General features: G+C 63.6%; 18 protein-coding genes. 11 read left to right on the top strand and 7 right to left on the bottom strand.

Annotation, left to right across the window (positions count from 1 at the left end; genetic code table 11):
* Positions 1-3: 3 nt before the first annotated feature.
* A complete protein-coding gene (locus AC07NR_RS28095) occupies positions 4-939 on the bottom strand; it encodes a LysR family transcriptional regulator (RefSeq protein WP_305836524.1) in 936 nt (311 codons plus the stop codon).
* Positions 940-1,050: 111 nt separating this feature from the next.
* Between AC07NR_RS28095 and AC07NR_RS28100 the strand changes: the two genes are divergently transcribed.
* From AC07NR_RS28100 to AC07NR_RS28110, 3 genes are all read left to right on the top strand, one after another.
* Positions 1,051-1,539: a DMT family transporter gene (locus AC07NR_RS28100; RefSeq protein WP_114884216.1), complete on the top strand. Its 489-nt coding sequence runs from the start codon at positions 1,051-1,053 to the stop codon at positions 1,537-1,539.
* 4 nt (positions 1,540-1,543) lie between these two features.
* Positions 1,544-1,999 (top strand): DMT family transporter, encoded by a 456-nt coding sequence (locus AC07NR_RS28105; RefSeq protein ID WP_495079925.1) that lies wholly within the window; start codon positions 1,544-1,546, stop codon positions 1,997-1,999.
* 511 nt (positions 2,000-2,510) lie between these two features.
* Complete coding sequence (locus AC07NR_RS28110; protein WP_085686659.1) at positions 2,511-2,678, top strand: metallothionein; 168 nt, start codon at positions 2,511-2,513, stop codon at positions 2,676-2,678.
* Positions 2,679-2,701: 23 nt separating this feature from the next.
* On the opposite strand, the gene AC07NR_RS28115 is transcribed toward AC07NR_RS28110, so the two are convergent.
* Positions 2,702-2,974: a hypothetical protein gene (locus AC07NR_RS28115; RefSeq protein ID WP_305836526.1), complete on the bottom strand. Its 273-nt coding sequence runs from the start codon at positions 2,972-2,974 to the stop codon at positions 2,702-2,704.
* A 38-nt stretch (positions 2,975-3,012) separates the two neighbouring features.
* Positions 3,013-3,240: a DUF6555 family protein gene (locus tag AC07NR_RS28120; protein WP_064597962.1), complete on the bottom strand. Its 228-nt coding sequence runs from the start codon at positions 3,238-3,240 to the stop codon at positions 3,013-3,015.
* Positions 3,241-3,377: 137 nt separating this feature from the next.
* Here AC07NR_RS28120 and AC07NR_RS28125 point away from each other — a divergent pair, with 137 nt between their 5' ends.
* The 3 genes from AC07NR_RS28125 to AC07NR_RS28135 all read left to right on the top strand — a co-directional run bounded on the left by AC07NR_RS28125 (position 3,378) and on the right by AC07NR_RS28135 (position 5,416).
* Entirely contained in the window at positions 3,378-4,166 is a 789-nt protein-coding gene (locus tag AC07NR_RS28125) for an AraC family transcriptional regulator (RefSeq protein ID WP_305836527.1), read from the top strand.
* 89 nt (positions 4,167-4,255) lie between these two features.
* Positions 4,256-4,429 (top strand): DUF1427 family protein, encoded by a 174-nt coding sequence (locus AC07NR_RS28130; protein WP_085712525.1) that lies wholly within the window; start codon positions 4,256-4,258, stop codon positions 4,427-4,429.
* Positions 4,430-4,459: 30 nt separating this feature from the next.
* Positions 4,460-5,416 (top strand): quinone oxidoreductase family protein, encoded by a 957-nt coding sequence (locus AC07NR_RS28135; RefSeq protein WP_305836528.1) that lies wholly within the window; start codon positions 4,460-4,462, stop codon positions 5,414-5,416.
* Between the two features lie 3 nt (positions 5,417-5,419).
* Here the strand turns inward: AC07NR_RS28135 and AC07NR_RS28140 are convergent, their stop codons facing one another.
* Both AC07NR_RS28140 and AC07NR_RS28145 read right to left on the bottom strand, forming a co-directional pair.
* Positions 5,420-6,442 (bottom strand): purine-nucleoside phosphorylase, encoded by a 1,023-nt coding sequence (locus AC07NR_RS28140; protein ID WP_495079926.1) that lies wholly within the window; start codon positions 6,440-6,442, stop codon positions 5,420-5,422.
* A gap of 14 nt (positions 6,443-6,456) precedes the next feature.
* The gene (locus AC07NR_RS28145; RefSeq protein WP_495079927.1) at positions 6,457-7,416 is read right to left on the bottom strand and encodes a nucleoside-specific channel-forming protein Tsx; all 960 of its coding nucleotides are present in this window, start codon (positions 7,414-7,416) and stop codon (positions 6,457-6,459) included.
* Between the two features lie 408 nt (positions 7,417-7,824).
* On the opposite strand from AC07NR_RS28145, the gene AC07NR_RS28150 reads away from it, so the two are divergent.
* From AC07NR_RS28150 to mnmH, 3 genes are all read left to right on the top strand, one after another.
* Entirely contained in the window at positions 7,825-18,342 is a 10,518-nt protein-coding gene (locus tag AC07NR_RS28150; protein WP_495079928.1) for an autotransporter-associated beta strand repeat-containing protein, read from the top strand.
* 98 nt (positions 18,343-18,440) lie between these two features.
* Positions 18,441-19,475 carry a selenide, water dikinase SelD gene (gene selD, locus AC07NR_RS28155; RefSeq protein WP_085733570.1) on the top strand — a complete coding sequence of 345 codons (1,035 nt, stop codon included), beginning with the start codon at positions 18,441-18,443 and terminating at the stop codon, positions 19,473-19,475.
* Positions 19,475-20,578, top strand: a complete 1,104-nt coding sequence (gene mnmH / locus AC07NR_RS28160) for a tRNA 2-selenouridine(34) synthase MnmH (protein ID WP_305836531.1) — start codon at positions 19,475-19,477, stop codon at positions 20,576-20,578. The genes selD and mnmH overlap by 1 nt, the downstream gene beginning before the upstream one ends.
* A gap of 31 nt (positions 20,579-20,609) precedes the next feature.
* On the opposite strand, the gene AC07NR_RS28165 is transcribed toward mnmH, so the two are convergent.
* Positions 20,610-21,284, bottom strand: a complete 675-nt coding sequence (locus tag AC07NR_RS28165; protein ID WP_134827463.1) for a histidine phosphatase family protein — start codon at positions 21,282-21,284, stop codon at positions 20,610-20,612.
* Positions 21,285-21,568: 284 nt separating this feature from the next.
* Between AC07NR_RS28165 and AC07NR_RS28170 the strand changes: the two genes are divergently transcribed.
* Both AC07NR_RS28170 and hemB read left to right on the top strand, forming a co-directional pair.
* Complete coding sequence (locus AC07NR_RS28170; protein ID WP_495079929.1) at positions 21,569-22,267, top strand: glutathione S-transferase family protein; 699 nt, start codon at positions 21,569-21,571, stop codon at positions 22,265-22,267.
* A 144-nt stretch (positions 22,268-22,411) separates the two neighbouring features.
* Positions 22,412-23,386 carry a porphobilinogen synthase gene (gene hemB / locus AC07NR_RS28175; RefSeq protein WP_102622587.1) on the top strand — a complete coding sequence of 325 codons (975 nt, stop codon included), beginning with the start codon at positions 22,412-22,414 and terminating at the stop codon, positions 23,384-23,386.
* Positions 23,387-23,390: 4 nt separating this feature from the next.
* Here hemB and AC07NR_RS28180 read toward each other — a convergent pair whose 3' ends face one another.
* A complete protein-coding gene (locus tag AC07NR_RS28180) occupies positions 23,391-24,926 on the bottom strand; it encodes an FAD-dependent oxidoreductase (protein WP_495079930.1) in 1,536 nt (511 codons plus the stop codon).
* Positions 24,927-24,997: the final 71 nt, after the last annotated feature.

Below are 24,997 nucleotides of genomic sequence, written 5' to 3' on the forward strand. Positions count from 1 at the left end.
CCGTCAGGGCCTGTCCCAATACGGCACCTCCCCAAAACACTCGATAAAGAAATCAATCACCGTCCGCACCTTCACCGACAACCGCCGGCTCCCCGGCCACAGCACCGCAATCTGCTGCGGCTCGACACTGTTCGACACCTGATACGCCCCCAGCACCGGCACCAGCGTACCCTCACGCACCGCCTCGCCAATCAGCCATGACGGAAACATCACCAGCCCCAAACCCTGTTCGGCAGCCTGGGTCAGGGTGTCCGCATGGTTGCCGGTGATCGGGCCTTTGACCGAGTACGGCGTCCACTCGCCCTGATCCTGACGGAAGAACCAGCGCTGCTGGCCGGTCGCGCCCTTGTACGCCAGGCACTGGTGGCGGGCGAGGTCTTCGGGATGCTGCGGCGTGCCGAAGCGCTGGAGATACGCCGGGCTGGCCGCGACCTGAAACCGGTGCGGCGCGAGGATCCGTGCCTGCATGCTCGAGTCGTGCAATGGGCCGATGCGGAACAGCAGGTCGGCGCCTTCCTGCAGCGGGTCGATGTAGTGATCGGTCTGCTGGATGTCCAGTTGCAGCTTCGGATAGCGCTCGCACAAACGGCCGAGCCATGGCGTCAGATGGCGCTGGCCGAACACCACCGGGGCGTTGATGCGCACCAGACCGGTGGGCTCGCTTTGCTGTTCCTGCAACGCCTGTTCGGCTTCCTCCAGTTGCACCAGCACCAGCCGTGCGTGGTGGCCGAGCATGCGCCCGGCTTCGGTCGGCGTGACTGCGCGGGTGTGGCGGTAGAGCAGTTGCTGGTTCAGCGCCTGTTCCATCAACTGGATCTGTCGGGAAATCGAGGAGGGCGCCACACCTTCACGGCGGGCGACTTCGGAAAAGCTGCCGTGGTCGAGCACCGCCACAAACAGCCTTAGCGCCTTGAATCCCAGTTCGTTGAGCCCGTGCATCGTCTGTCCTGCTGTGCGAATTGCGCAAAAGTGTTGTCAGGATGCTCCCATTTATCGCACAGCTGCGCCAGCCGATAATCCGCGCCATCGTTTCCTTCAGAGGTTTTGTTGATGCAGTCGTTTGATGAAGTAAGTGCCGCGCCGGCCCCGGTCGCCCGGCCGGGTTTGCGCTTGTTGCTGTTACCGCTGGTGATTCTGGCCGGCATGGGTTTGTCGGTGGAGGCCGGGTTGCTCGGGCCCTTGGGTGAGCAGGTCGGGCACTTATGGGCGACTTTGAGCATTTTCGGGGTCGGCTCGGCGATTCTGTTTTTGCTGTTGCTGTTTGCGGGGCCGCAGAAGGGGCCGGCGCTGACGGATCTGCCGCGCTGGCAGTTGATCGGCGGGTTTCTGGGGCCGATGTACGTGGTGGTGCTGACGTTGGCGACGCCGCATATCGGGATTGCGATGACGATGATTGCGATTCTGTCGGGGCAGGTGGGCAAGAGTGTGCTGATCGACCATTTCGGCTGGTTTGGCGCTACGCGCAAGAAGGTCAACGGTGAGCGATGGCTGGCGTTGGGGTTGATTGTGGCGGCACTGATTTTGATTGCGCGGGGTTGATGAGATGAGTCTGATTATTTTGCTGGCGGTGGTGGTGTTGGCCGGTGCGGTGTTGAGTGTGCAGGCGGCGATCAACGGGCGGTTGGGGGAGACTGTTGGGGTGTTGCGCAGCAGTTTGTTGACGTTTGTGGTGGGGGCGGTTTCTACGGGGTTGTTGATTCTGTTTTTTGAGCCTGAGCAGGCGGTGAGTTTGCTGGAGGTGCCGAAGTGGCAACTCAGTGGCGCGTTGTTTGGCGTGGTTTACATGATGGTCATGGTTGGCGCGGTACCGCGCGTTGGTACGGCCGTGGCCACGGTGGCGGTGATTGTCGGGCAGCTTGGAATGGGGATGCTGATCGATAATTTTGGGTGGTTGGGGAATCCGGCGATTGAGCTGTCGGGGGCGCGGGTTTTGGCGATGGTCTGTCTGGGGCTGGCGCTGGTATTCATGTATCGCAGTAGTGTTCGGCAGGCTGTTTGAACGTGGCGGCCTTTGGGCCGACCAGGTTCCCGGGTTATTGGGTACATATCCGTTTCTTCGGGTGCTGGCGCTGGCGGTTTCGCTCTTACAGCGAGTCACTTTGGCAAACGCCCCAAAGTAACCAAAGGTCTGGGCCCCGGCGTACGGCCCGCTCGCTGGGGCTCGGGGTTCCTTCGTTACGGGATTCATCCGGGGGCATCGCCTCCGGTTTGCTTCGCTGCACCTCCTCTCGATGTGTTCGACTTCGTCGAACGGCGCTGCGCGCCTACCCCCCGGATGAATCCCTTCACTCAGCCTGCCGAAGGGGCCGGCACGGCAAAAGCGGTACTCGAGCTAACGCTCATCGTGGTGAGTGGTGAGTGGTGAGTGGTGAGTAGTGAGTGGTGAGTCGTGGGGGAGTGGGTGGTTTGGTTGTTGGGTTGTTGGGTTGTCTGGTGCTTTTCACCTTCTACACTGGTAGCACGGCTTGTTCCTTCAGCCTCAGACAACCACCACCAAAGGAGTCTGTTCCATGGCCGATAGAAAATGCGATTGCCCGGGATGTAGCTGCAAGATCAAGGAAGGCGAGCATTCCTACGTGGCGCACGGCAAGCACTATTGCTGTGAGGCCTGCGCTCATCACCACAAGGGCGGTGAAGAGTGCTCTGGCAAGGGTTGCCATTGCGCGCACCCGAAATAACGCACTGCATGAAAAAGTGGAGCCTAGTCAGGCTCCACTTGCAGTTTCAGGCTGTCGTCGTCCAGGCGTTCGGTGTGGCGGACGGTGCCTTGCAGGCGTCGGCCTTCGACCCGGACGTCGACGGTTGTGGCTTGTTCAAGGTCTGCCGGTTGCGGGGCCGGGACGCGGAGGGCGAAGCAGTAGGGATCGTTTTCGACGGGTTCCAGGCCAACCGGGCAGTCGAGGCTTCGCGTGACTCGGCCGGAGGCAGTGTCCAGGCTGTAGTCCAGGTGCGCCGGGCTGCTGATGGTTGTCATGTGTGTTCCCCCGAAAGAGTCCCCGCCTGCGCGCAAGCTTAGCTTGCCGGTCGCCACGTGACGTTTTCCACGCCGAATTTTTCTGCCATCGGCTTGCTGGTCTTTTGCACTTTTTCCCGGCCGAAGCGCGGGATGCGGCCCACCCCGGCGTCGCAGCTTGCCCAGTGCCACGCCTCGGTGTTGTCCATTTTGTCCGAGCGGATAATGAACGACTTTGGCGTGCCGTGAAGGGTGTAATCGATGACGTACAGTTTTGCGTTGTTCATAAAGCCGTTCTTCCTCCCTGTGGTAATAGAAGGATCGCTGCGCACCGGGAAAATTCACTCGGATTGTCCGACGGTATCTATCAATGGCGATTGACCGGGCGCACTGGTTACCATGACGCCTTCGCCAACTCTGATGAATGTTCGCCATGGCCCTCGCCGCGCCCCCCGATCTGAGTGATACCGATGTGCCGGTGCAGCCGCTGGCGCGCACCTATCCGCGTGGGTTGTTCATCGAGCCGCACGAGCATGTCTGGGGGCAGTTGCTGTATGCGATGAGCGGGGTGATGTGGGTCGAGACCCCGCACGAGGCGCTGGTGGTGCCGCCGCAGCGGGCGGTGTGGTTGCCGCCGGGGGTGCCCCACGGGATTCGGGTGGTGTCGGATTTGCAGATGCGCAATATCTACCTGCGCCCGGCGCTGGCGGCGACGCTGGATCAGACGGTGCAGGTGATCGAGGTCGGCGGTCTGCTGCGTGAGTTGATCGTCGGACTGGTGGAGCAGGGCGACAGCGGCGATGCCGAGTATTACGAGGCGTTGGTCGGGCTGGCGCTGCTGGAGCTGAAACGCGCAAGGCGTTCACAGTTGAAGATCCCGCTGCCGGACGATGCCGACCGGCGGCTGATGAGTCTGTGTCAGGCGGTGATGGCCGCGCCGTCGCTGGAGATTCCTTTCGAGCAACATGCCGAGAACGCCGGGGCCAGCGTGCGGACGTTGGCACGGCTATTCAAGGAAGGGTTGGGCATGGGCTTCGCCGAGTGGCGGCGGCAGGTGCAACTGGCGACGGCAGTGGCTGAGTTGATTCAGGGCGTGCCGGTCAGCGCGATTGCCCGGGAGCTGGGTTATTCGCCGAGCAGTTTCAGCGACATGTTCCGCCGCGAGTTGGGTGTCGCGCCTTCGCAGTTCGGTGCCGGGCAGCTTCCGGGCTGATTTGGCCGAAATTCAGAAGTCCTTGGCCGGTGCTTTCGCACAGCCTTCCCTAGACTTTGCCCATTCCCTTTATGTGGCGGAGTGATCCCATGAACTACCTGATTTCCCTGGGCATCGGTCTGGGCGTCGGCCTGTTGTATGGCGCGCTCGATTTCCGTTCCCCGGCGCCACCGGCCATCGCGCTGGTCGGTCTGTTGGGCATGCTGGCGGGCGAGCAGTTGTGGCCGCTGGGCCGGCAACTGGTCAGCGGCTGGTTGTCCTGAATTTCCTTTTTTCATTCGGTGGATGAACTCATGAAAGCACTGCAATTCGATAAAACCGGCGACCTGTCTTCCCTGCGCTTCGTCGAGGTGCCGACGCCTGTACCGGGGGCCGACGAGGTGCTGGTGCAGATCAAGGCGGCGGGCCTCAATCCCAGTGACGTGAAGAACGTGCTCGGGCGTTTCCCGTACACCACGCTGCCGCGCATTCCCGGTCGGGACTTTGCCGGGGTGGTGGTCGAGGGGCCGCAGGCGCTGATTGGTCAGGAAGTCTGGGGCACCGGGCGTGAGCTGGGCTTTTTCGCCGATGGCTCCCATGCGCAGTTCGTCAAACTGCCGGCCAATGGCGTGGCGCACAAACCTTCGCACCTGAGTTTCACCCAGGCTGCCAGCCTCGGCGTGCCTTACACCACGGCGTGGGATGCGCTGGAACGCAGTCTGGTGAAAGCCGAAACCCGTTTGTTGGTGATCGGTGGCGGGGCAGTGGCAACGGCGGCACTGGCGCTGGCCAAAGTGCGTGGCGCACAGTTGCTGGCGGCGGCGCGGCGGCCGGAGCAGGTCAAGGATTTGCAGGCGCAGGGTTATCAGACGATCCAGTTGGACAAGCCTGAAGAGCTCGGCGCGCAGGTCAACGCGGTATACCGCGGCGGCGCCGACGTGATTTTCGACACCACCGGGTTCTGGCTGCCGGCCTCGGTGCCGGCGCTGGCACCGTTCGGGCGCATTGCGATCATCGCTGCGCCGGTGGATGGCCATGTACAACTGCCGGCGCTGGCCCTGTATCGCAAGGGTGGCTCCGTGGTCGGCATCAACTCGTTGCTGTACGGCGTTGAAGCCTGTGCGGCGATGCTCGAGCAGTTCGGCCGGTTCTTCGACGAAGACTTGCTGCCATTGCCGCAAGGACTGGTCGAAGCACCGTTGGCCGAAGGGCTGGCGCGCTATGCCGATGTGAATCAGGGCAGCGGCGACAAGGTCATCCTGATGCCTTGATGCTTATGCGTCCGGCACGCCGTGCTCCCACGCCGACCAGTGCTTCAGGATGTCCTGCACCAGCGGATTCCCCGTGCGGTAGAGGTTTTCCAGGGCCGGCACGAATCCGCCCTGATCGGCGTACTTGAGCAGGTTGTCCACTTCGCTGCCGCCCGGCGCCGGGCGGTCGAAGTCGGAGCCGGCGCGCACCACGGCCAGGCGCTGCACGTCCACCAGACCCTCGCGGCTGGCGCGCAACAACGCCTCGTAAGTGGAGTTGTCTTCCTGTTGGGTGGTGCAGTATTCACCCTTGTTGTCGGTGAGCAATTTGGTCCAGACCTCGGCGCGTTCGCTCAGGCGCGTGCCGGAAAACCAGGTGTTGCCCGCCAGCGTGTCGCAGCGGGTGACCACCGGCGGCTGATTGGCCGGTGCTGCCGGGTATTTCAGGCGCCACGCCGCCGATTCCTTGCTCTCGCTCAGTTCGACCTTGTGGCTCAGGGCGAAGGCCTTGGCCTGCAGTTTCGGGTTGAGTTCGAAGACCTCGGTCTTGTAGTCCAGCGGCGGTTTTTCGTTCGGGCCCTTGGTGTTGATGCCGAGGTAACCGGTCGGCCAGCTCGAGGGCGCGTCGCGCGAATCCAGTTCCCACTGGGTGCCGAACTCCACCAGATAATGCGCCCAGGCGGCGGTGCCGATGGTCCCGTGTTTCGGGCTGATGCCGGCAATTCCGGCGATCAGGAAGTAGCTTTTGCGCAGGTCGAATTTCGGTGACAGCGCCAGTGCCAGGGTCGAGGCAGCGGCATTGGTCTGGCCCATGCCGGTGGTCATCAGGCACACCTGCTGCGTGTTGCAGCGGATGGTCGGGTACTCGGCCGACAGGCCCGGCACGCGGATTTCCTGTTTGAGTTCGAGGCGCTCGATCCAGTTTTGCGCCTCCGGGGCGAACATGGTGATCAGCACCACTTTCGGTTGAATCGGTGCCTCGGCCGCCCAGGCGGTGGAGGAGAGCAGGGCCGCAGCGGCCAGAGATACACGCGTCGTTGCTTTCATGATGGCTCCTGGATTCAGAACTGATAACCGATGCCGGCGTAGTAACCCCAGCCGTTGGAACGTGCGCGGAAGTTGCCGTCGCCGAAGTTCAGCTCGCTGCCGTCCTCCCAGTTGCCGCCGTTGTGGAAGTAACGGCCGACCAGGGTGAAACGCAGGTGGGTGAACGAGTACAGCAAGACGTTGGTCGCCACCGTGGCATTGGCGGTGCGTGCCGGGTTGTCCTTGTGCAGGTCCGAGCCGAAGTCGAAGTTGGTGAAACCAATGTAGGTCAGCGAGGCACCGTTGCTGAATTTGTCGATCGGCACGATGTACTTGAGCTGCGCGCGGTAGCCGTCCCACGAATATTCATTGCTGGCGCCGTAGTTTTCCCACTGGTAGCGCCCGTACAGGTTGGCCGAAAGGTTGACCCGCGAGTGGGTGTCGATGTCGGTGCCGAAACCGCTGTACAGCGTGTTGGCGCGGTTTTCCTTGCGGCTGCCGTGATCGTAGATCCAGTCGAACGCCACGTACCATTCCTTGAACGGCCCGATGGCCAGGCTGCGGCCGGCGAGGTAGTCGATGGAGATGCGCGGTTCGTGCTCCATGAACACCGGCGAGCCGTGATCCCACACGCCTTTGTCGTGGCTGTTGCCGATGTTGAAGATCTTCGGGATATCGATGTAGCCGTACAGCTCGAACGGCCCTTTACGCCCGAAGTATTCGTATTCCAGGTAGATATCGTCGGCCGGTTGCGGGCCGAAGCTGATGTCCTTGCTGCCGATCAGCATCAGGTCCTGGTTGTACCAGTCCGACAGGTACGCGCCTTTTTTCGGCGGGCTGGCTTCGGGGCTGAGGGCTTCGCCCTGGGCGGATTCTTCGGGCAGGGCAGGTTGCGCCAGCGCCGTGTGGCTGAGAACTCCGGTAACGCCGGCCAGTAGCAGGGAAACAGCAACGGTGCGCGCACCACGACGGCGGCGGCAGGAAGAGACGTGCATTCAAAGTCCTTTTTGCGGATCAGGGCCCGGTTTTTCGGGGTTGTACGGTTTTGTTACGAAAATGCGGTCAACAGCGACTCGCAAACGTTTGCACAAGCCGTACCAATTTTCGCAATGCCCTGAAAAATAGATCAATTCGGTGGTTTATCTGGCCCCTCGGTCAGGTGCAGGCCTGGCCCGTATCAAACACCTCAAAACCGTGTTCAGAACGGCTGGAAGTATCACCGCAGCGCCTTATCGCACAAAAGTATTAACACTATTTAATCAATGCCCCATCGCAGGGCATCAACTAGCGTGTGTCTGGAATAGACGGTTTATCTGATGACCGTCATACGCTTGATACGCGTGTTGGATCTTGCCGCCTTCGCACGCCTTCAAGGATGAAATTGGCCACGAAAGGAGTAACCCGTGGAAGCAAGGTTTGGTGTCGCCCTCGTTTCGCGCTTTTCCCCACTTTCCCTTGCAGTGCACCTGAGCGTCGCCGGACTTCTGTTCGGCGGGGTCAGCGAGCAGGCGTTCGCCACCTGCTCGGCCGCGGGCTCGACGATCACCTGTTCGGGTGTTCCGACGCTGCCGCTGTTTCTCAATGACTACAGCAGCGCCAGCAGCGGCGTGACGGTCAACGTCACCAACGGCGCGCAGATGAACGCGACGCTGGGCGGCAAGGTGATCAACCTGACCGGGGCCAACATCAACCTGAACAACTCCGGCACCCTCGACCCGGCGTTGCTCGGCCTGGTTTCGATTCTCAGTGGCGGCGCGTTCATCGGCACCGGCGCGACCAGCACGGTGAGCATCGCCAACAACACCACCGGGATCATTCGCGGCACCGGCATGCTGCTCGGCCTCAACCTGACCAGCATCGACGGTCTGGGGATTGCCGTGAACAACTCGGTGTCGGGCACCACGACCATCACCAACGACGGCACGATTACCTCGACCGGGCTGTCGGTCGGCGGCATTACCCTGGCCGATACCCCGGTGGTCGGGGTGTATGGCGGTTCGCAGGTCAACATGACCAACAGCGCCAGCGGCACGATCAACGGCCGGATGGCGTTCGAAACGTCAGTGGCGGGCAACACCTTCACCAACGCCGGTAACATCACCGGCGGTTTGTCGATGGGGGCGGGCAGCACCAACACCTTCTACGCGATCACCGGTTCGAGCGTTAACGTCGGTGACGGCGTGCAAGTCTCCGTCGGCCTTGGAGGCCTGATCGGTGTCAACCTGACCTTCGCCCCGACCGGCACGATTGACGGCGGCGCAGCCGGTACCAACACGCTGATCCTGCAAAACCCGATCGGCCTCGGCGGCGGCACCACCGGGACCGGCACGGCGTCCAGCGCGGTCTATGTCAACTTCAACAACCTGACCCTCAACAGCGGCACCTGGACCTTGCAGGGTCCGTTGGTCAGCGGTGCGACCACCCTCAATGGCGGTGTCGCGCAGTTCAACGACAACGGCGCGTTCGGCAGCGGTGTGCTGACATCCAACGGCGGGATTCTTCAGGCCAGCAACGCCGGTTTGACGCTGGCCAACCAGATCAACCTCGGTGCCGGCGGCCTGACCCTGCAGGGCATCAACGGCACGACCCTGAACGGTGTGATTTCCGGTACTGGCGGCCTGACCAAGATCGGCAGCGGCCAGCTCAACCTCAACGGCATCAACACTTACACCGGCAACACCGTGCTCAACGGCGGTGTGGTGCTGGTGGGCAACAATCAGGCGTTCAGCACCGGCGGCATCACCGTCGGCGGCTCTTCGAGCATCTCGGCGACGGCGCCGATTTCGCTGGCCAACGCGATCACACTCAACAGCACCCTGACCGCGACCGGCACCGGTGCGCTGACCCTGGGCGGAGTGATCAGCGGCGCCGCCAACCTGACCAAAACCGGCAGCGGCAGCCTGACCCTCAACGGCATCAACACCTACACCGGGATCACCAGCCTCAGCGCCGGCACCCTGCGCGTGGGCAACAACAACGCGTTGGGCACCGGGGTGCTCAACACCAGCAACGGCACCAGCCTCGACAGCACCGGCAACGTGACCCTGGCCAACAACGTCGGCATCACCGGTGCGTTGAACGTGCTCGGCAGCAATGCCCTGACCCTGGCCGGCATCGTCTCCGGCACCGGCGCGATCACCAAGAGCGGCAGCGCCAGCCTGACCCTGACCGGCAACAACACCAACAGTGGCACCACCGCGCTCAACGGCGGCACCTTGTTCGTCGGCAGCAACACCGCCCTCGGCACCGGCGCATTGAACGCTGCGGCCGGCACCACGCTGGATGCGACCACGGCGGTGACCCTGGCCAACGCGGTGGCGCTGGCGGGCGGGCTGACCATCGGCGGCACTCAGGCGCTTGGCCTGAGCGGCGTCATCAGCGGTGCCGGCAACCTGATCAAGGGCGGCACCGCGAACCTGACCCTCAGCGGCAACAACACCTTCTCCGGCGGTACGGCGCTGAATAACGGGACGCTGATCGTCGGCTCCAACACCGCGCTGGGTACCGGCGCGCTGACCACGGCGGCGGGCACCACCCTCGACGCCAGCACCACCGTGGCGCTAAGCAATGCGGTCGCCCTCGGCGGCAATCTGAACATTGCCGGTAACGCCAACCTTACCCTTGGCGGCGTGGTCAGCGGCAGCGGTGGGCTGACCAAGAACGGCGCGGCCAACCTGATTCTCAACGGCGCCAACACCTTCAGCGGCGGCACCACGCTGAACGCCGGCACCCTGACCGTCGGCAACGCCGCCGCATTGGGCAGCGGCGACCTGACCGTCGCCAATGCCGCGACCCTCGACAGCAACACCTCGGTCATCCTCAACAACAACGTCGGCCTCAACGGCAACCTGTCCATCGCTGGCAGCAACGGCTTGATCCTGGGCGGCGTGCTCAGCGGTGCCAGCCAACTGATCAAGAACGGCACCGCCAACCTGACCGTCAACGGCGCCAACACCTTCACCGGTGGCACCACGCTCAACGCCGGCAGCCTGACCGTCGGCAACGGCGCGGCACTCGGTACCGGCACGCTGACCGTGGGGGGGAGCGCAACGCTCAACAGTAGCGCCAACGTGACGCTGAACAACGCGATTGCGCTGAACGCCAACCTGACGGCCGGCGGCGCCAACCCGCTGACCCTCGGCGGCGTGATCAGCGGTGGCAGCAACCTGATCAAGACCGGTTCTTCGACTCTGACCCTGACCGGCAACAACACCTACACCGGGGCTACATCGCTGAACGCCGGGACACTGATCGTCGGCTCCAATACCGCACTCGGCACCGGCGTGCTCAATGCCGGCAACAACACCACGCTGGACGCCAGCACCGCGACCAGCCTGGCCAACAACGTCAACCTCGGCGGCAACGTGACCATCGGCGGCAGCAACGCGCTGACCCTCGCGGGCGTGGTCTCCGGTGTCGGCGGCCTGACCAAAAGCGGCCCCGCCGACCTGATTCTCAACGGCGCCAACACCTACTTCGGCAACACCGCACTCAACGTCGGCAAGCTGATTGTCGGCAGCAATACCGCGCTCGGCAGCGGCGCATTGAACGCCGCGGCGGGCACCACGCTGGATACCAACACCGCCGTCACGCTGGGCAATCAGGTCAACCTGGCCGGTGCGATGAACGTGGGTGGCAGCGCAGACCTGACCCTCACCGGTACCGTCGCCGGAGCCGGCAGCCTGGTGAAAAACGGCGCGGCCAATCTGAACCTCAATGGCACCAACACTTACGTCGGCGGCACCACGCTGAACGCCGGTACGGTGACCGCCGGCAACAGCTCGGCCCTCGGCACTGGCGCCTTGACCGTCGGTGGTGCAGCAACCCTCGACAGCAGTTCGCCGCTGGTCAGCCTGGCCAACGCGGTCGTGCTGAATGCGGCACTGAGTGTCGGCGGCACCCAGGATCTGACCCTCGGCGGTGTGATCAGCGGCGCCGGGCAGTTGATCAAGAACGGCGCGGCCAACCTGACCGTCAACGGCACCAACACCTTCAGCGGTGGCAGCACGCTCAACGCGGGTACGCTGACCCTGGGCTCGGCCGCGGCATTGGGCAGTGGCGGCCTGACCGTCGGCGGCGCGTCGACGCTGGATACCAGCACCGGCATGAGCATCGGCAACAACATCACCCTCAACGCCGGCCTGACTCTGGCCGGCAGCAACACCCTGAACCTCAGCGGCGTGATCGATGGCGCCGGCAGCCTGACCAAGGACGGCTTCGGCGACCTGACGCTCAGCGGCAACAACACCTTCACCGGTGCGCTGAACATCGCCTCCGGCAGCGTCACCACCGTGAGCAGCGGGGCGCTGGGCAACACCTCCGGCGCCAACATCAGCGCCGGCGCCAATCTCTATCTCAACAGCAGCGCCAGCCTCAACGGGCTGAGCGGCAGCGGCAGTGTGCAGATCGCCGGCGGCAACACCCTGACCGTGGGCGGCGTGAACAGCACCAGCACCTTCGACGGCGACCTCGGCGGCAGCGGTACGCTGACCAAGGTCGGTACCGGGACGCTGAACCTCACCGGCAGCAGCGGCATTACCGGCAATACCAATGTCAACGCCGGCACGCTGAATCTCACCGGATCGCTGGCCAGCACCCAGCTCAACGTCAACAACGGTGCCACGCTCACGGGTACCGGTTCGGCGCTTGGCGTCATCACTGTCAACAGCGGCGGTCATCTGGCGTTGTCCTCGGGCAATACCTTTTCCACCTCGTCGCTGATTCTCACCGCCAACAGTAACGTCGACGCGAGCCTCGCCACGCCATCGACCAGTTCGCTGATGAACATCGGCGGCAACCTGACCCTCGACGGTAATCTCAACGTCACCGATGCCGGCGGTTTCGGTGTCGGCGTCTATCGCCTGTTCAACTTCATCGGTGCACTGACCGACAACGGCCTGACCGTGGCCGGCGTGCCGGTGGGTTACGGCCTCGGCGACATCCTCGTGCAGACCCTCGGCAACCAGGTCAACCTGGTGGTGTCGGCGCCGAACACCAACCTGCGTTTCTGGGACGGCAGCCAGACAATCCCGAACGGCACGGTGGATGGCGGCACGGGCACCTGGGATGCCGGCGGCACCAACTGGACCAATTCCAACGGCACGCTGAACCAGACCTGGGCCGGCGACTTCGCGGTGTTCCAGGGCACGGCCGGCACGGTGTCGGTCAACGGCACGCAACTGTTCACCGGGATGCAATTCCTCACCAATGGCTACAACGTGGTCAACGGTACGTCGGGTCTGCTGACCGCGGTCAACGGCAGCGGTGGCACCACGGCGATGCGGGTCGATCCGGGCGTGACTGCCACGGTCGGTGTGAACATCGACGGTAGCGGCATTCTTAACAAACTCGACGCCGGCACCCTGGTGCTCAACGGCGCCAACAGCTACACCGGCGGCACGCAACTGGACGGCGGCACCCTGGTGGTCGGCAGCAACACCGCGCTGGGCACTGGCGCGTTGATCGCCAATGCCGGCACGCAACTCGACAGCAACACCGCCGTGACCCTGGCCAACGCGACCACGTTGAACGGTAACCTCACCGTGCTCGGCAGCAATGCCCTGACCCTCAACGGTGTCATCTCCGGCACCGGCGGCCTGATCAAGAACGGTACGGCCAGCCTGACCCTCGGTGGCAACAACGCCTTCCTCGGGCCGGTGGCACTGAACGCGGGCGGTCTGATTCTGGCGTCGAACGCGGCGCTGGGCTCGGCCACCCTGAACGCGGCCAACGGCACCACACTCGATGCCAGCGGCGCCTTCAGCGCGAGCAATGCGATCAACCTGGCGGGCAACCTCACTATCGTCGGCAGCAACGACCTGACATTGTCCGGCGCCATCAACGGCGCCGGCAACCTGACCAAGAACGGCGCGGCCAACCTGATCCTGAGCGGGGCCAACAACTTCCTCGGCGGCGTCACCCTCAATGCCGGCACTCTGACCGCCGGCAGTAACGGCGCCCTCGGTCTGGGCAACCTGACCGTGGCCGGTGCCTCGGCGCTGGACAGCAACACCTCGGTGTCGCTGGGTAACAACGTGGTGCTCAACGCCAACCTGACCAACACCGGCAACAGCGATGTGGCCCTCAGCGGCGTGGTCAGCGGCACCGGTGGATTGATCAAGAACGGCGCCTCGAACCTGACCCTCAACGGCATCAACACCTACAGCGGCGGCACCACGTTGAATGCCGGCACCGTGACTCTCGGCACCTCGGCGGGCCTGGGCTCCGGCGCGGTGACCGTGGCGGGCGCATCGACCCTCGACACCACGGCGCCGCTGGTGCTGGCCAACAATGTCAACGTCAATGCCAACCTCAGCGTGGCGGGCAACAACAACCTGACCCTGGGTGGCGTGATCGCCGGGGCGGGCACCCTGATCAAGAACGGTCTGGCCGACCTGACGCTGACCGGCAACAACACCTTCAGCGGTACCTTCGACGTGCAGGCAGGCAGCCTGACCACACTGGGCAACTCGGCACTGGGCAGCAACGCCGGGGTCAATCTCGGCGCTGCGGCGACCCTCAACCTCGGCGGCTCCGGCAGTCTCGCCAGCCTGACCGGTAGCGGTACAGCGCTGATCGGCGGCGGCAACACCCTGAGCATCGGCGGCAACAACGCCAGCAGCATTTTCGACGGTGTACTCACCGGCACCGGCGAACTGAGCAAACTCGGCACCGGAACGCTGACCCTGACCGGCCTCAACAGCCTGACCGGCAACACCACGATCAACGCCGGCACCTTGAACGTCAGCGGTTCGCTGGACAGCGCCAGCGTACTGGTCAACAGCGGCGGCACCCTGACCGGCGGCGGCTCGCTCGGCGGGGCGGTGACCGTGGCGGATGGCGGTCATCTGGCCGGCGCCACCGGCAGCACGCTGTCGGTGAATTCGCTGGTGTTCAACGCCAACTCCAACTTCGACGTCGGCCTTGGCGCACCGGTCTCCGGTGGCGGCAACGCGCTGGTCAACGTCGGCGGCAACCTGACCCTCGACGGCACCCTCAACGTCAGCGACATCGGCGGTTTCGGCAGCGGCGTGTACCGGTTGATCAACTACACCGGCGGCCTCACCGACAACGGCATGCTGATCGGCACCGTGCCGGGCAGCGTCACCCCGGGCGACCTGACCCTGCAAACTGCACTGGCCAACCAGATCAACCTGCTGGTCACCGCACCGGGCGTCACCGTGCAGTTCTGGGACGGCAACCAGCTCGTCGCCAACGGTTCGGTGGATGGCGGCAGCGGCACCTGGGGCACCGGCACCACCAACTGGACCGATGTGAACGGCACCACCAACCAGGCCTGGACCAACAGCTTCGCGGTGTTCCAGGGCGCGGCGGGCACCGTGACCGTCAACGGCGCGCAAACCATCACCGGCATGCAGTTCGTCACCGATGGCTACAGCCTGCAGAACGGTACGGCCGGTTCGCTGAATCTGGTCAACGGTTCGCTGGGCAATGCCACCGTGCGGGTCGATCCGAACGCCACGGCGACCATTGGCGTCGCGCTCAACGGCGCCGGCACGCTGGGCAAATATGACACCGGTACCCTGGTGCTCAACGCGGCCAACGGCTACACCGGCGGCACCGCGCTCAACGGCGGCAAGATTGTGGTCGGCAACAACGCCGCCCTCGGCACTGGCGTATTGACCGCCGCCAACGGCACGGCGCTGGACAGCAACACGGCGGTCAGCCTGGCCAATGATGTGGTGCTCAATGGCGGACTCACTGTCGCCGGCTCCAACGCATTGACCCTCGGCGGTGTGGTCAGCGGCAGCGGCAGCCTGATCAAGACCGGCCCATCGAGCCTGACGCTCAATGGCAGCAACACCTACAGCGGCGGTACCCAACTCGCTGGCGGTACGCTGGTTCTGGGCAACAACAGCGCGATCAGCAGCGGTGCTCTGACTGTGTCGGGCAACGGCACTCTCGACAGCACCTCGGCGCTGCAACTGGCCAACGCCATCAACCTGGGTGCGCAATTGACCCTGGCCGGCAACCAGAACACCACGCTGATCGGTGCGGTCACCGGCAGCGGCAGTCTGGTGAAAAACGGCAGTGGCGACCTGCTGCTCAGCGGCGCCAACACCTACAGCGGCGGCACCACGCTGAACGGCGGCAGCACCCGTGGCGACACCAGCAGCCTGCAAGGCGCCATCGTCAACAACGCGACGCTGACCTTCGAGCAGAACAGTGACGGCAGCTACACCGGCAATCTGACCGGCGCCGGCATCCTGAACAAAACCGGCACCGGTGCCTTGCTGTTGACCGGCAACAACACCTTTACCGGCAGCACCTCGGTTCAGGCCGGTTCGCTGAACGTCAATGGCGTGCTCAACAGCGCCAGTGTCGATGTCGCCAGCGGCGCGAAGATCGGCGGCAGTGGCCAGTTCGGTGGGGCCGTGCAACTGGCCAGCGGTGCGACCTTGCTGGGTGGCGGCAGCGCGACGCCGTTGTCGGTCGGATCCCTGGCGTTGTCTTCGGGGACCAATCTGGACTTCACCCTCGGCTCGGCCAGCAGTTCCACAACCGTGGTCAACGTTGCCGGCAACCTGACCCTCGACGGTACGCTGAACATCACTAACGCCGGCGGCTTCGGCACCGGTGTGTATCAACTGTTCAGCTACGGCGGCACGCTGACCGACAACGGTCTGGTCTACGGCAGCCTGCCGGTTTCGGCGGCCAATCTGACCCTGCAAACCGCGCTGGCCAACCAAGTCAACCTGTTGGTACAGAACACACCGGGCGAAGTGCAGTTCTGGAACGGCGGCAAGACCAATCCGGACGGCAGCATCGGTGGCGGCAGCGGCGTGTGGGGCCCGAGCACCAACTGGACCGACCCGACCGGCACTCAGGCACTGGGCTCCAATGGCCAGTTCGCGGTGTTCGGCGGGCAGGGCGGGACGGTCACGGTGCAGGGCAATCAGAACTTCACGGGGCTGCAATTCCTCGTCAACGGCTACAGCCTGGTGCCGGATGCCGGCGATACGCTGACCCCGGTCAACGGGCCTGGCGGCACCCCGGCACCGATCCGCGTCAATGCCGGCGCCACCACGCAAATCAATGTGCCGCTGATTGGCACTGGCGGGATCGAGAAACTCGACTCCGGCACCCTGATTCTCACCGCAGCCAACACTTACAGCGGTGGCACCACCGTCAGCGGCGGTACGCTGATCGGTAACACCACCAGCCTGCAAGGCAACATCATCGACAATGCTTCGGTGGTGTTCCAACAGGACACCGACGGGAAGTTGAACGGTCGTCTGAGTGGCGTCGGCGCACTGTCCAAACGTGGCGTGGCGCGGCTGCTGTTGACCGGTGATCAACCATTCAGCGGCACCGTGTCGGTGGATCAAGGCGTGCTGCAAGTCGGCAGCCGTGCGGCACGGGCATCGCTAGGCGGACAAGTGACCGTTGCCAACGGCGCAGCCCTGAGCGGTAACGGCAGCGTCGGCTCGGTGGTCAACCACGGTGTGGTGGCCTCCGGTGGCGGTGACGGTACCTTGAGTGTGGCGGGCAACCTGACCAACGCCCCGGACGGCGTGCTGGCCCTGACCGTCAGTTCGCCAACCGCGACGCCTCTGGCCGTCGGCGGCACGGCAACCCTGGGCGGTGGCCTGCAAGTGAACAGCCTGGCGCCGTTCACCGGCAACACTGTGTACTCGCTGATCACCGCCGGCGGTGGCGTGAATGGCACGTTCAGCGCCGCGGATCTGCCGCAATACGCGTTCCTCGATACGGCGCTGGTGTACAGCCCTGACGCGGTGAACCTGGTGGTCAGCCGCAACGGCAATTCGTTCGCCGACGTCGCCGCCACCCGCAATCAGCGCAACACCGCTTCGGCGTTGATGCGCAACGGTCCGGCGGGTGCCGCGTTGCAGAATGAAATCGTCAACCTCAGCGTGGCCGGTGCGCGTCACGCCTTCGACAGTCTGTCGGGGGAGATCCATGCCAGCACCGCCAGCGCGGTTCTGGAGGATTCACGCTTCGTGCGTGAAGCGGTCAACGACCGGATGCGTCAACCGACTTGCAGCGCGTCGGATGATCCACGCCGCACACTGGCCCCGAGCGACACCCAGCTGAGCAGCAACGGTTGCCACGGTGAAATGGTCGGCTGGGCCCGTGCCATCGGCGCCTGGGGCGACATGGGCGGCGACAGCAACACGGCGAAAGTCGATCGCAGCCTCGGCGGTTTCATGCTCGGTACCGACAAGCAACTGGACGATCAATGGCGCGCCGGTATGGCAGCGGGCTACACCCGCGGCAACCTCAACGCCCACGATCGCAACTCCGATGCCAAGGTCGACAGCTACCACCTGGCGGCGTACCTGAGTTCGCAGTTCGATGCCCTGGCCGTGCGCCTCGGCGCTGCTTACAGCTGGCACAGCATCGAGACCAAACGCGACGTCAGCGTCGGTGCCTACAACGATCGTCTGAAGGCCGACTACGACGCCCGCAGTGCCCAGGTGTTCGGTGAAGTGGGTTACGCCATCAATGCGGCCGGCGTGGCCATCGAACCGTTCGCCGGCCTGGCCTACGTCAACTACGACAGCGACACCGCCAAGGAAAAAGGCGGAGTGGGGCGCCTGAAAGGCGATGCCGATCAGGACATCACCTACTCGACCCTCGGTGTGCGCATCGGCAAGTTGGTGACCCTTGCCAACGGCAGTCAACTGACTCCGCGCGCAGCCATCGGCTGGCGGCATGCCTACGGCGACACCAAGCCGGATGCCGACCTGACCTTCATCGACGGCGGCGCATCGTTCAGCACCCAGGGCGTGCCGATCGCCAAGGACAGTGCGCTGCTCGAAGCCGGCGTGGACTTCCAGATCAGCCCGACCGGCAAGCTCGGCATCGGCTATTCGGGTCAGGTGTCCAGCGACAACAACGACAGCGCAATGACCATCAGCTTCAGCCAAAGCTTCTGATCGTGGTCGAAGCACTTTGACCGCCCGAAAGGGCGGTTTTTTTTGCTCGGCAATCCCCTCTGCTAGAATCCGCCCCATTCCCAGCCAGAGGTTGCCCCATGAGCGAACCCATCCGTCTGACCCAATACAGCCACGGTGCCGGTTGCGGCTGCAAGATTTCGCCGCAGGTGCTGGAAGTGATTCTCGCCGGCAGCGGCGCGCAGAACCTCGACCCGAAACTGTGGGTCGGCAACGCCTCGCGCGATGACGCGGCGGTGTATGAAATCGATGCCGAACGCGGTGTGGTGTCGACCACCGATTTCTTTATGCCGATCGTCGATGACCCGTTCGACTTCGGCCGTATCGCCGCGACCAACGCCATCAGCGATATCTACGCCATGGGCGGTGACCCGTTGATGGCCATTGCCATCCTCGGCTGGCCGGTCAATGTGCTGGCGCCGGAAGTGGCGCGGGAAGTGATTCGCGGCGGTCGTGCGGTGTGCGACGCGGCGGGTATTCCCCTGGCCGGTGGCCATTCGATCGATGCGCCGGAGCCGATCTTCGGCCTGGCCGTCACCGGTCTGGTGGAAAAGCGCTTCATGAAGCGCAACGACACCGCCACCGCCGGGTGCCTGCTGTACCTGACCAAACCGCTGGGCATCGGCATCCTCACCACCGCAGAAAAGAAGGGCAAGTTGCGTAACGCCGACATCGGCGTGGCCCGGGACTGGATGTGCACGCTGAACAAACCCGGCAGCCGTTTCGGCAAACTGGCCGGCGTCACCGCGATGACCGACGTTACTGGTTTCGGCCTGCTCGGGCATCTGGTGGAAATGGCTGACGGCAGCCACCTCACCGCGCGCATCGCCTATGACCGCGTGCCGCGTCTGGACAGCGTCGAGTATTACCTCGATCAAGGCTGTGTCCCCGGCGGCACCTTGCGCAATTTCGACAGCTATTCAAGCAAGCTCGGACGTGTGCAGGAACTGCACAAGCGGGTGCTGTGCGATCCGCAGACCAGCGGCGGCCTGCTGCTGGCCGTGACCCCGGAAGGCAACGCCGAATTCCTCGCCGTGGCCGCGGAGCTGGGCCTGAATCTGGCGCCGATCGGCGAACTGGTCGAGCGACAGACCCACGCAGTCGAGGTGATTTGATGCTCCGCGACTGCACCGATTACCGCGACATTTTCCTCAACGACCGGCCGCTGATGGATGCCCGCGCGCCGGTCGAGTTTCACAAGGGCGCGTTCCCCGGGGCGGTCAACCTGCCGCTGATGAATGACCTCGAACGGCAAAAGATCGGCACCTGCTACAAACAGCATGGCCAGCAGGCCGCCATCGAACTGGGCCACCATCTGGTGTCCGGTGCGGTGAAGGCTGAACGCATCGAGGCCTGGGCCGAGTTTGCCCGGGCTCATCCCGACGGGTATCTCTATTGCTTTCGCGGTGGCCTGCGCTCGCAGATCACCCAGCAATGGCTCAAGAGCGAGGCCGGGATCGACTATCCGCGCATCGGTGGCGGCTACAAGGCACTACGCAACTTCCTGATCGACACCCTCGAACAAGCGGTGACCCAATGTGATTTCGTGCTGCTGGGCGGCATGACCGGCACCGGCAAGACCGAACTGCTGGTGCAATTGCGCAACGGTCTGGATCTGGAAGGCCACGCCAACCATCGCGGCTCCAGCTTCGGCAAGCGCGCCACCGGCCAGCCATCGAACATCGACTTCGAAAACCGCCTGGCCATCGACTTCCTCAAGAAGCGCGACGCCGGTATCGACCAGTTTGTCCTCGAAGACGAGAGCCGGGTGGTGGGCAGTTGCGCGCTGCCGCTGACGTTGTATCAGGGCATGCAGCACTATCCGATGGTCTGGCTGGAGGACAGCTTCGAGGATCGGGTGCAGCGCATCCTGCGTGATTACGTGGTGGACCTGTCGGCCGAGTTTTCGACGGTGCATGGCGAGCAGGGTTTCGAGCTGTTCTCCGAACGCTTGCTCGAGAGCCTGAACAATGTGCAGAAACGCCTGGGCGGCGAACGCCATCGACGGATGCTGCTGTTGATGGAAGACGCACTGGCCGAGCAGGGGCGCAGCGGTTCGGTGGACTTGCACCGGGGCTGGATCGAGGGGTTGCTGCGTGAATATTACGACCCGATGTATGTGTTTCAGCGCGAGAAGAAGGGCGCGCGGATCGAGTTTGCCGGGGAGTGCGGGGCAGTGATCGAGTATCTGCGCCAGCGGTTGAATCAGAAGCCTTGAAGCGAGAGCCCCGGCAGGGGCTCCACAAAACTCAGGTCGGGCAAGTGACCTTGCCGTTGTCCAGCCCCTGCTTGTAGCTGTGGCTCTGCAGGCTGGCCTTGCCGTTGTGCCAGGTCAGGGTCAGCACGTACAGCGAGTCATAGTCGCCGGATTCCCAGTCTTCGGTGATGGTCTGTTTCTCGCCCACCGCCTTGCCGGCGACCTTGTTGATCAGCTCCGGCAGGTAGCCGTGTGACCACGCGGTGTAGATGATCGAGTTGTGGTACTTGTCGGCGATCAGTTCCCGGGCCAGGTCGCTGGTGTCATTGGCCGAGAACTCGATGTTCACCGGCAGGCCGAGCTTGATCGCGGCGGGGCTGATGGTCATCAGCGGGCGGATGTAGCTGTAGGAGTTGTCCAGCTCGCCTTCCTCGACATTGCGCGTCGGGTTGGCGGCGAACACGTAGTCGGCCTTGCCGAATTTCTCCGGCAGCAGGGTCGACAGCTCGATGGCGCGGTTCAGGCCCTGGCAGTTGAGCTGGCCGAGGCCCCCGGCAGGTTTTTCCCCGTGGCGCAGGAAGATCAGGGTCTGGGTGCCGTCCACCGGTTGCGCGCGGCTTTCGCTGGATTCGAGGGACAGGAACAGCGCGCTCATCGCCAGCAGCGAGGGCAGGGCAACGTAGGCGCGATGTTTGAAGCGTCTGGCGACTTTCATCAAGTTCGTCATGAGATAAGGATTCTTCAGCGTGTTTGGTTAAGGCTGACAAACCTCTGCACCACGGGCTGCCGGAGCCGGGTGTCTTCCCTGTCTTGATTGGCTTTCTTGGAGCCCTCACAGGCCTTTTGGTTCGATCCGATTGCCGGGACGCACTCTAAAGGCAACGCTGAACGGCTTGAGTGGAGGTTAGCGACAGGATGTTGCGGAATTAAGAAAGCGACAAAAAGAACCCGAGCCAGCGCGGAAAACGTGGATTATGCTCAGGCCTTTCATTTTGTGACTGGATGCTACACATGACCGATCTGTCCGCGTTCTCGATCACCCAGAAATGGCCGGCGCAATACCCTGACTGGATTCAGCTCTATTCCTTGCCGACCCCCAACGGCGTCAAGGTCTCGATCATGCTCGAAGAGATCGGTCTGCCCTACGAGCCGCACCGCGTGGGCTTCGACACCAATGATCAGATGTCCCCGGAATTCCTGTCGCTGAACCCGAACAACAAGATCCCGGCGATCCTCGATCCTCACGGCCCGGAGGACAAACCGCTGCCGTTGTTCGAGTCTGGCGCGATCCTGATTTACCTCGCCGACAAAAGCGGCCAGTTGCTGGCCCAGGAAGGCGCGCTGCGTTACGAAACCATTCAGTGGCTGATGTTCCAGATGGGCGGCATCGGCCCGATGTTCGGCCAGCTCGGTTTCTTCAACAAATTCGCCGGCAAGGATTACGAAGACAAGCGTCCCCGCGACCGTTACGTCGACGAAAGCAAACGCCTGCTCAGCGTCCTCAACACCCGCCTCGAAGGGCGCGACTGGATCATGGGCGAGCGCTACACCATCGCCGACATCGCCACGTTCCCGTGGGTGCGCAACCTGATCGGGTTCTATGAGGCGGGCGATCTGGTCGGCATCAAGGACTTCCCGAACGTCACCCGGGTGCTGGAGCGTTTTCTGGCACGGCCGGCGGTGGTGCGCGGGTTGACCATCCCTTCATAAGTCGGTGTGAGCCGGGTGCGCACATTATTGCGTGCCCGGTAATGCACTGTTGATTGATCCAGGTTTGTACCCCGTCCCCCGCAAGGCATAAGCTTCGCCCCCTACGACTTTCGTCTCATCTGCCCGTTTTTCAGGAAAGGCCCCATGTCCAGTCAGTTCCCCGAAGCACGTCCACGCCGTCTGCGCCGCAATGCGAGCCTGCGCAGCCTGTTCCAGGAAACCGAGTTTTCGCTTAACGATCTGGTGCTGCCGATCTTCGTTGAAGAAGAGATCGACGACTTCGTGCCGATCAAAAGCATGCCCGGTGTGATGCGCATTCCGGAGCGCAAACTGGCCGGCGAGATCGAGCGTTATGCCCGTGCCGGGATCAAGTCGGTGATGACCTTCGGCGTGTCCCATCACCTGGACGCCAACGGCAGCGACACCTGGCGCGAAAACGGTCTGGTGTCGCGCATGTCGCGGATCGCCAAGGACGCGGTGCCGGAAATGATCGTGATGTCCGACACCTGCTTCTGCGAGTACACCGACCACGGCCATTGCGGCGTGATGCACAACCATGAAGTCGACAACGACCAGACCCTGATCAACCTCGGCAAGCAAGCCGTGGCCGCCGCCCGTGCCGGTGCCGACGTGATCGCGCCGTCGGCGGCAATGGACGGCCAGGTGCGGGCGATTCGCCGGGCACTGGACGATGCCGGCTTCACGCAGATTCCGATCATGGCCTACTCGACCAAATTCGCCTCGGCGCTCTACGGCCCGTTCCGCGAGGCCGGTGGCAGCGCGCTGAAGGGCGACCGCAAAAGCTATCAGATGAACCCGATGAACCGCCGCGAAGCCCTGCGCGAATCGTTGCTCGACGAGCAGGAAGGTGCCGATGCGCTGATGGTCAAACCGGCCGGCGCGTACCTCGACATCATCCGCGACATCCGCGAAGCCTCGAACCTGCCGCTGTCGGCGTATCAGGTCAGCGGCGAGTACGCGATGATCAAGTTCGGCGCTCAGGCCGGGGCCATCGACGAGGATCGTGTGGTGCGCGAAAGCCTCGGTGCGATCAAACGCGCGGGGGCGGACCTGATCTTCACTTACTTCGCGATGGATCTGGCGCTGGCCGGGATCTGATCCTTCAGGGACAACTGAAAAACGGCCGGATCCCGTGGTCACGGAAATACCGTTCGATCACCTTCGGATCCGCGCTGTTGTCGGCAATCGCCACGTAAGTATCCGGGCGCAGCAGGTAAAAGCCGTTGCGCCCCAGTCCCGCCGTTTCAAACGCCGGGCGCCAGTCGAACACGTGCAGCGGCAAGTGATGTTCATTGCACCAGGCGATCATCTCGTCGCTGGTGTCGCCGTACACATGCACCTGCCAGCACGGGTTGCGCAACGGTTCGTAATTGTCCCCCTCGCCATCATGGGCCCACGGCAAGCGGTCGCCGCCGTGGATGTGCCCGGCCACGCCTTCGCTCAATGCCATGCCCCGATAGTTGACGGTAATTTGCGACACCGTGCGAAACAGGAATTCGCGGCTGGTCTCGAATGAGGCCATTTTCGGGATCACGAACGGTGCCAGCCGTGTGCGCAACAGGTCGGCCATGCGACCTTCCGCAGTCACAAAACTGAAGACTTTGTCAGTGGTCGAGACCAGCCGCCGGGCGAAGGCGATGCGCTCGGTTTCGTAGCTGTCGAGCAGCTTTGGCGTGGCTGCGCCGCTGAGTACCGACGCGAGTTTCCACGCCAGGTTGATCGCATCGCCGATGCCGGTGTTCATGCCTTGACCGCCGGCGGGGCTGTGCACGTGGGCCGCGTCGCCAAGCAGAAACGCCCGGCCCTTGCGAAAGTGATCCGCCACCCGATGATGCACGCGATAGGTGGAGAACCAGTTGACGTCTTCGATGTGCACGTTCAAGTGTTCGATGGCGCGGCTGCTGACATCGGAGAATTCCAGGGTTTCGGCGCGATCCGCACGTTCGTCGCGCACCGTGCCGATCAGTCGCGCGCGACCTTCGCCGGCCAGCGGGAACACCGCGAGAAAATCTGCTTCGTCCAGATCCAGATGCAATTCGCCGTTGAGTGCCGGGCCGCTGGCCTTTACGTCGGCAACGTAAAAAATCTGCTGATAGGTGCCACCGGGGAAACCGGTGTCGAGAGTCTTGCGCACCACCGAACGGGCGCCGTCACAACCCGCCAGATAGCAGGCCTGACAGATCTCCTGCTCGCCATCCGGCAGACGCAAATGGGCGGTGAGGCCGTCGCCGTTTTCCGTGAAGCTCTCCAGCGTCGTGTTGCGCTCGACGGTCACGTCGTAGTCTTCGAGGCGGTCGATCAGCAGTCGCTCGTGTTCGTCCTGCGGATAGATTTCCAGAAAGGCATACGGCGTCAGTCCTTCGCCGATACGGTTGAGCGGCAACTGCGCCACGGCTTTGCCCTTGACCCAGAAATTCGCCGCCGCCACCCGATGCCCGTTGCGCACCACGGCTTCGGCGAGGTCCAGTTGCCGGTACAGTTCAAGCGTTCTCGCCTGCACCGCCAGCGCTCGCGAGGTGGTGCCTGGGCCGGAGGTCTTGTCGAGGATGCGCACGCGCACGCCCAGTTTGCTCAGCCACAGGGCCAGTACCAGTCCGGTGGGGCCCGCGCCGATGATCAGAACGTCACTGCGGTTCATGGTCTGTCCTCCTCGCGTGCCCTTTGCCACTGAGTGTGCAGCAGCAAGTATGGATCAGCAGGCGGGCACGG

Source organism: Pseudomonas sp. GW821-FHT09C09, from assembly GCF_059418105.1.

Bases quoted from the DNA above. Each gene is read 5' to 3' on its own strand.
- hemB (WP_102622587.1), top strand. From the start codon at position 22,412: ATGTCCAGTCAGTTCCCCGAAGCACGTCCACGCCGTCTGCGCCGCAAT.
- AC07NR_RS28125 (WP_305836527.1), top strand. From the start codon at position 3,378: ATGTTCGCCATGGCCCTCGCCGCGCCCCCCGATCTGAGTGATACCGAT.
- selD (WP_085733570.1), top strand. From the start codon at position 18,441: ATGAGCGAACCCATCCGTCTGACCCAATACAGCCACGGTGCCGGTTGC.
- AC07NR_RS28110 (WP_085686659.1), top strand. From the start codon at position 2,511: ATGGCCGATAGAAAATGCGATTGCCCGGGATGTAGCTGCAAGATCAAG.
- AC07NR_RS28120 (WP_064597962.1), bottom strand. From the start codon at position 3,240: ATGAACAACGCAAAACTGTACGTCATCGATTACACCCTTCACGGCACG.
- AC07NR_RS28145 (WP_495079927.1), bottom strand. From the start codon at position 7,416: ATGCACGTCTCTTCCTGCCGCCGCCGTCGTGGTGCGCGCACCGTTGCT.
- AC07NR_RS28165 (WP_134827463.1), bottom strand. From the start codon at position 21,284: ATGACGAACTTGATGAAAGTCGCCAGACGCTTCAAACATCGCGCCTAC.
- AC07NR_RS28115 (WP_305836526.1), bottom strand. From the start codon at position 2,974: ATGACAACCATCAGCAGCCCGGCGCACCTGGACTACAGCCTGGACACT.
- mnmH (WP_305836531.1), top strand. From the start codon at position 19,475: ATGCTCCGCGACTGCACCGATTACCGCGACATTTTCCTCAACGACCGG.
- AC07NR_RS28095 (WP_305836524.1), bottom strand. From the start codon at position 939: ATGCACGGGCTCAACGAACTGGGATTCAAGGCGCTAAGGCTGTTTGTG.
- AC07NR_RS28105 (WP_495079925.1), top strand. From the start codon at position 1,544: ATGAGTCTGATTATTTTGCTGGCGGTGGTGGTGTTGGCCGGTGCGGTG.
- AC07NR_RS28180 (WP_495079930.1), bottom strand. From the start codon at position 24,926: ATGAACCGCAGTGACGTTCTGATCATCGGCGCGGGCCCCACCGGACTG.
- AC07NR_RS28100 (WP_114884216.1), top strand. From the start codon at position 1,051: ATGCAGTCGTTTGATGAAGTAAGTGCCGCGCCGGCCCCGGTCGCCCGG.
- AC07NR_RS28170 (WP_495079929.1), top strand. From the start codon at position 21,569: ATGACCGATCTGTCCGCGTTCTCGATCACCCAGAAATGGCCGGCGCAA.
- AC07NR_RS28135 (WP_305836528.1), top strand. From the start codon at position 4,460: ATGAAAGCACTGCAATTCGATAAAACCGGCGACCTGTCTTCCCTGCGC.
- AC07NR_RS28130 (WP_085712525.1), top strand. From the start codon at position 4,256: ATGAACTACCTGATTTCCCTGGGCATCGGTCTGGGCGTCGGCCTGTTG.
- AC07NR_RS28140 (WP_495079926.1), bottom strand. From the start codon at position 6,442: ATGAAAGCAACGACGCGTGTATCTCTGGCCGCTGCGGCCCTGCTCTCC.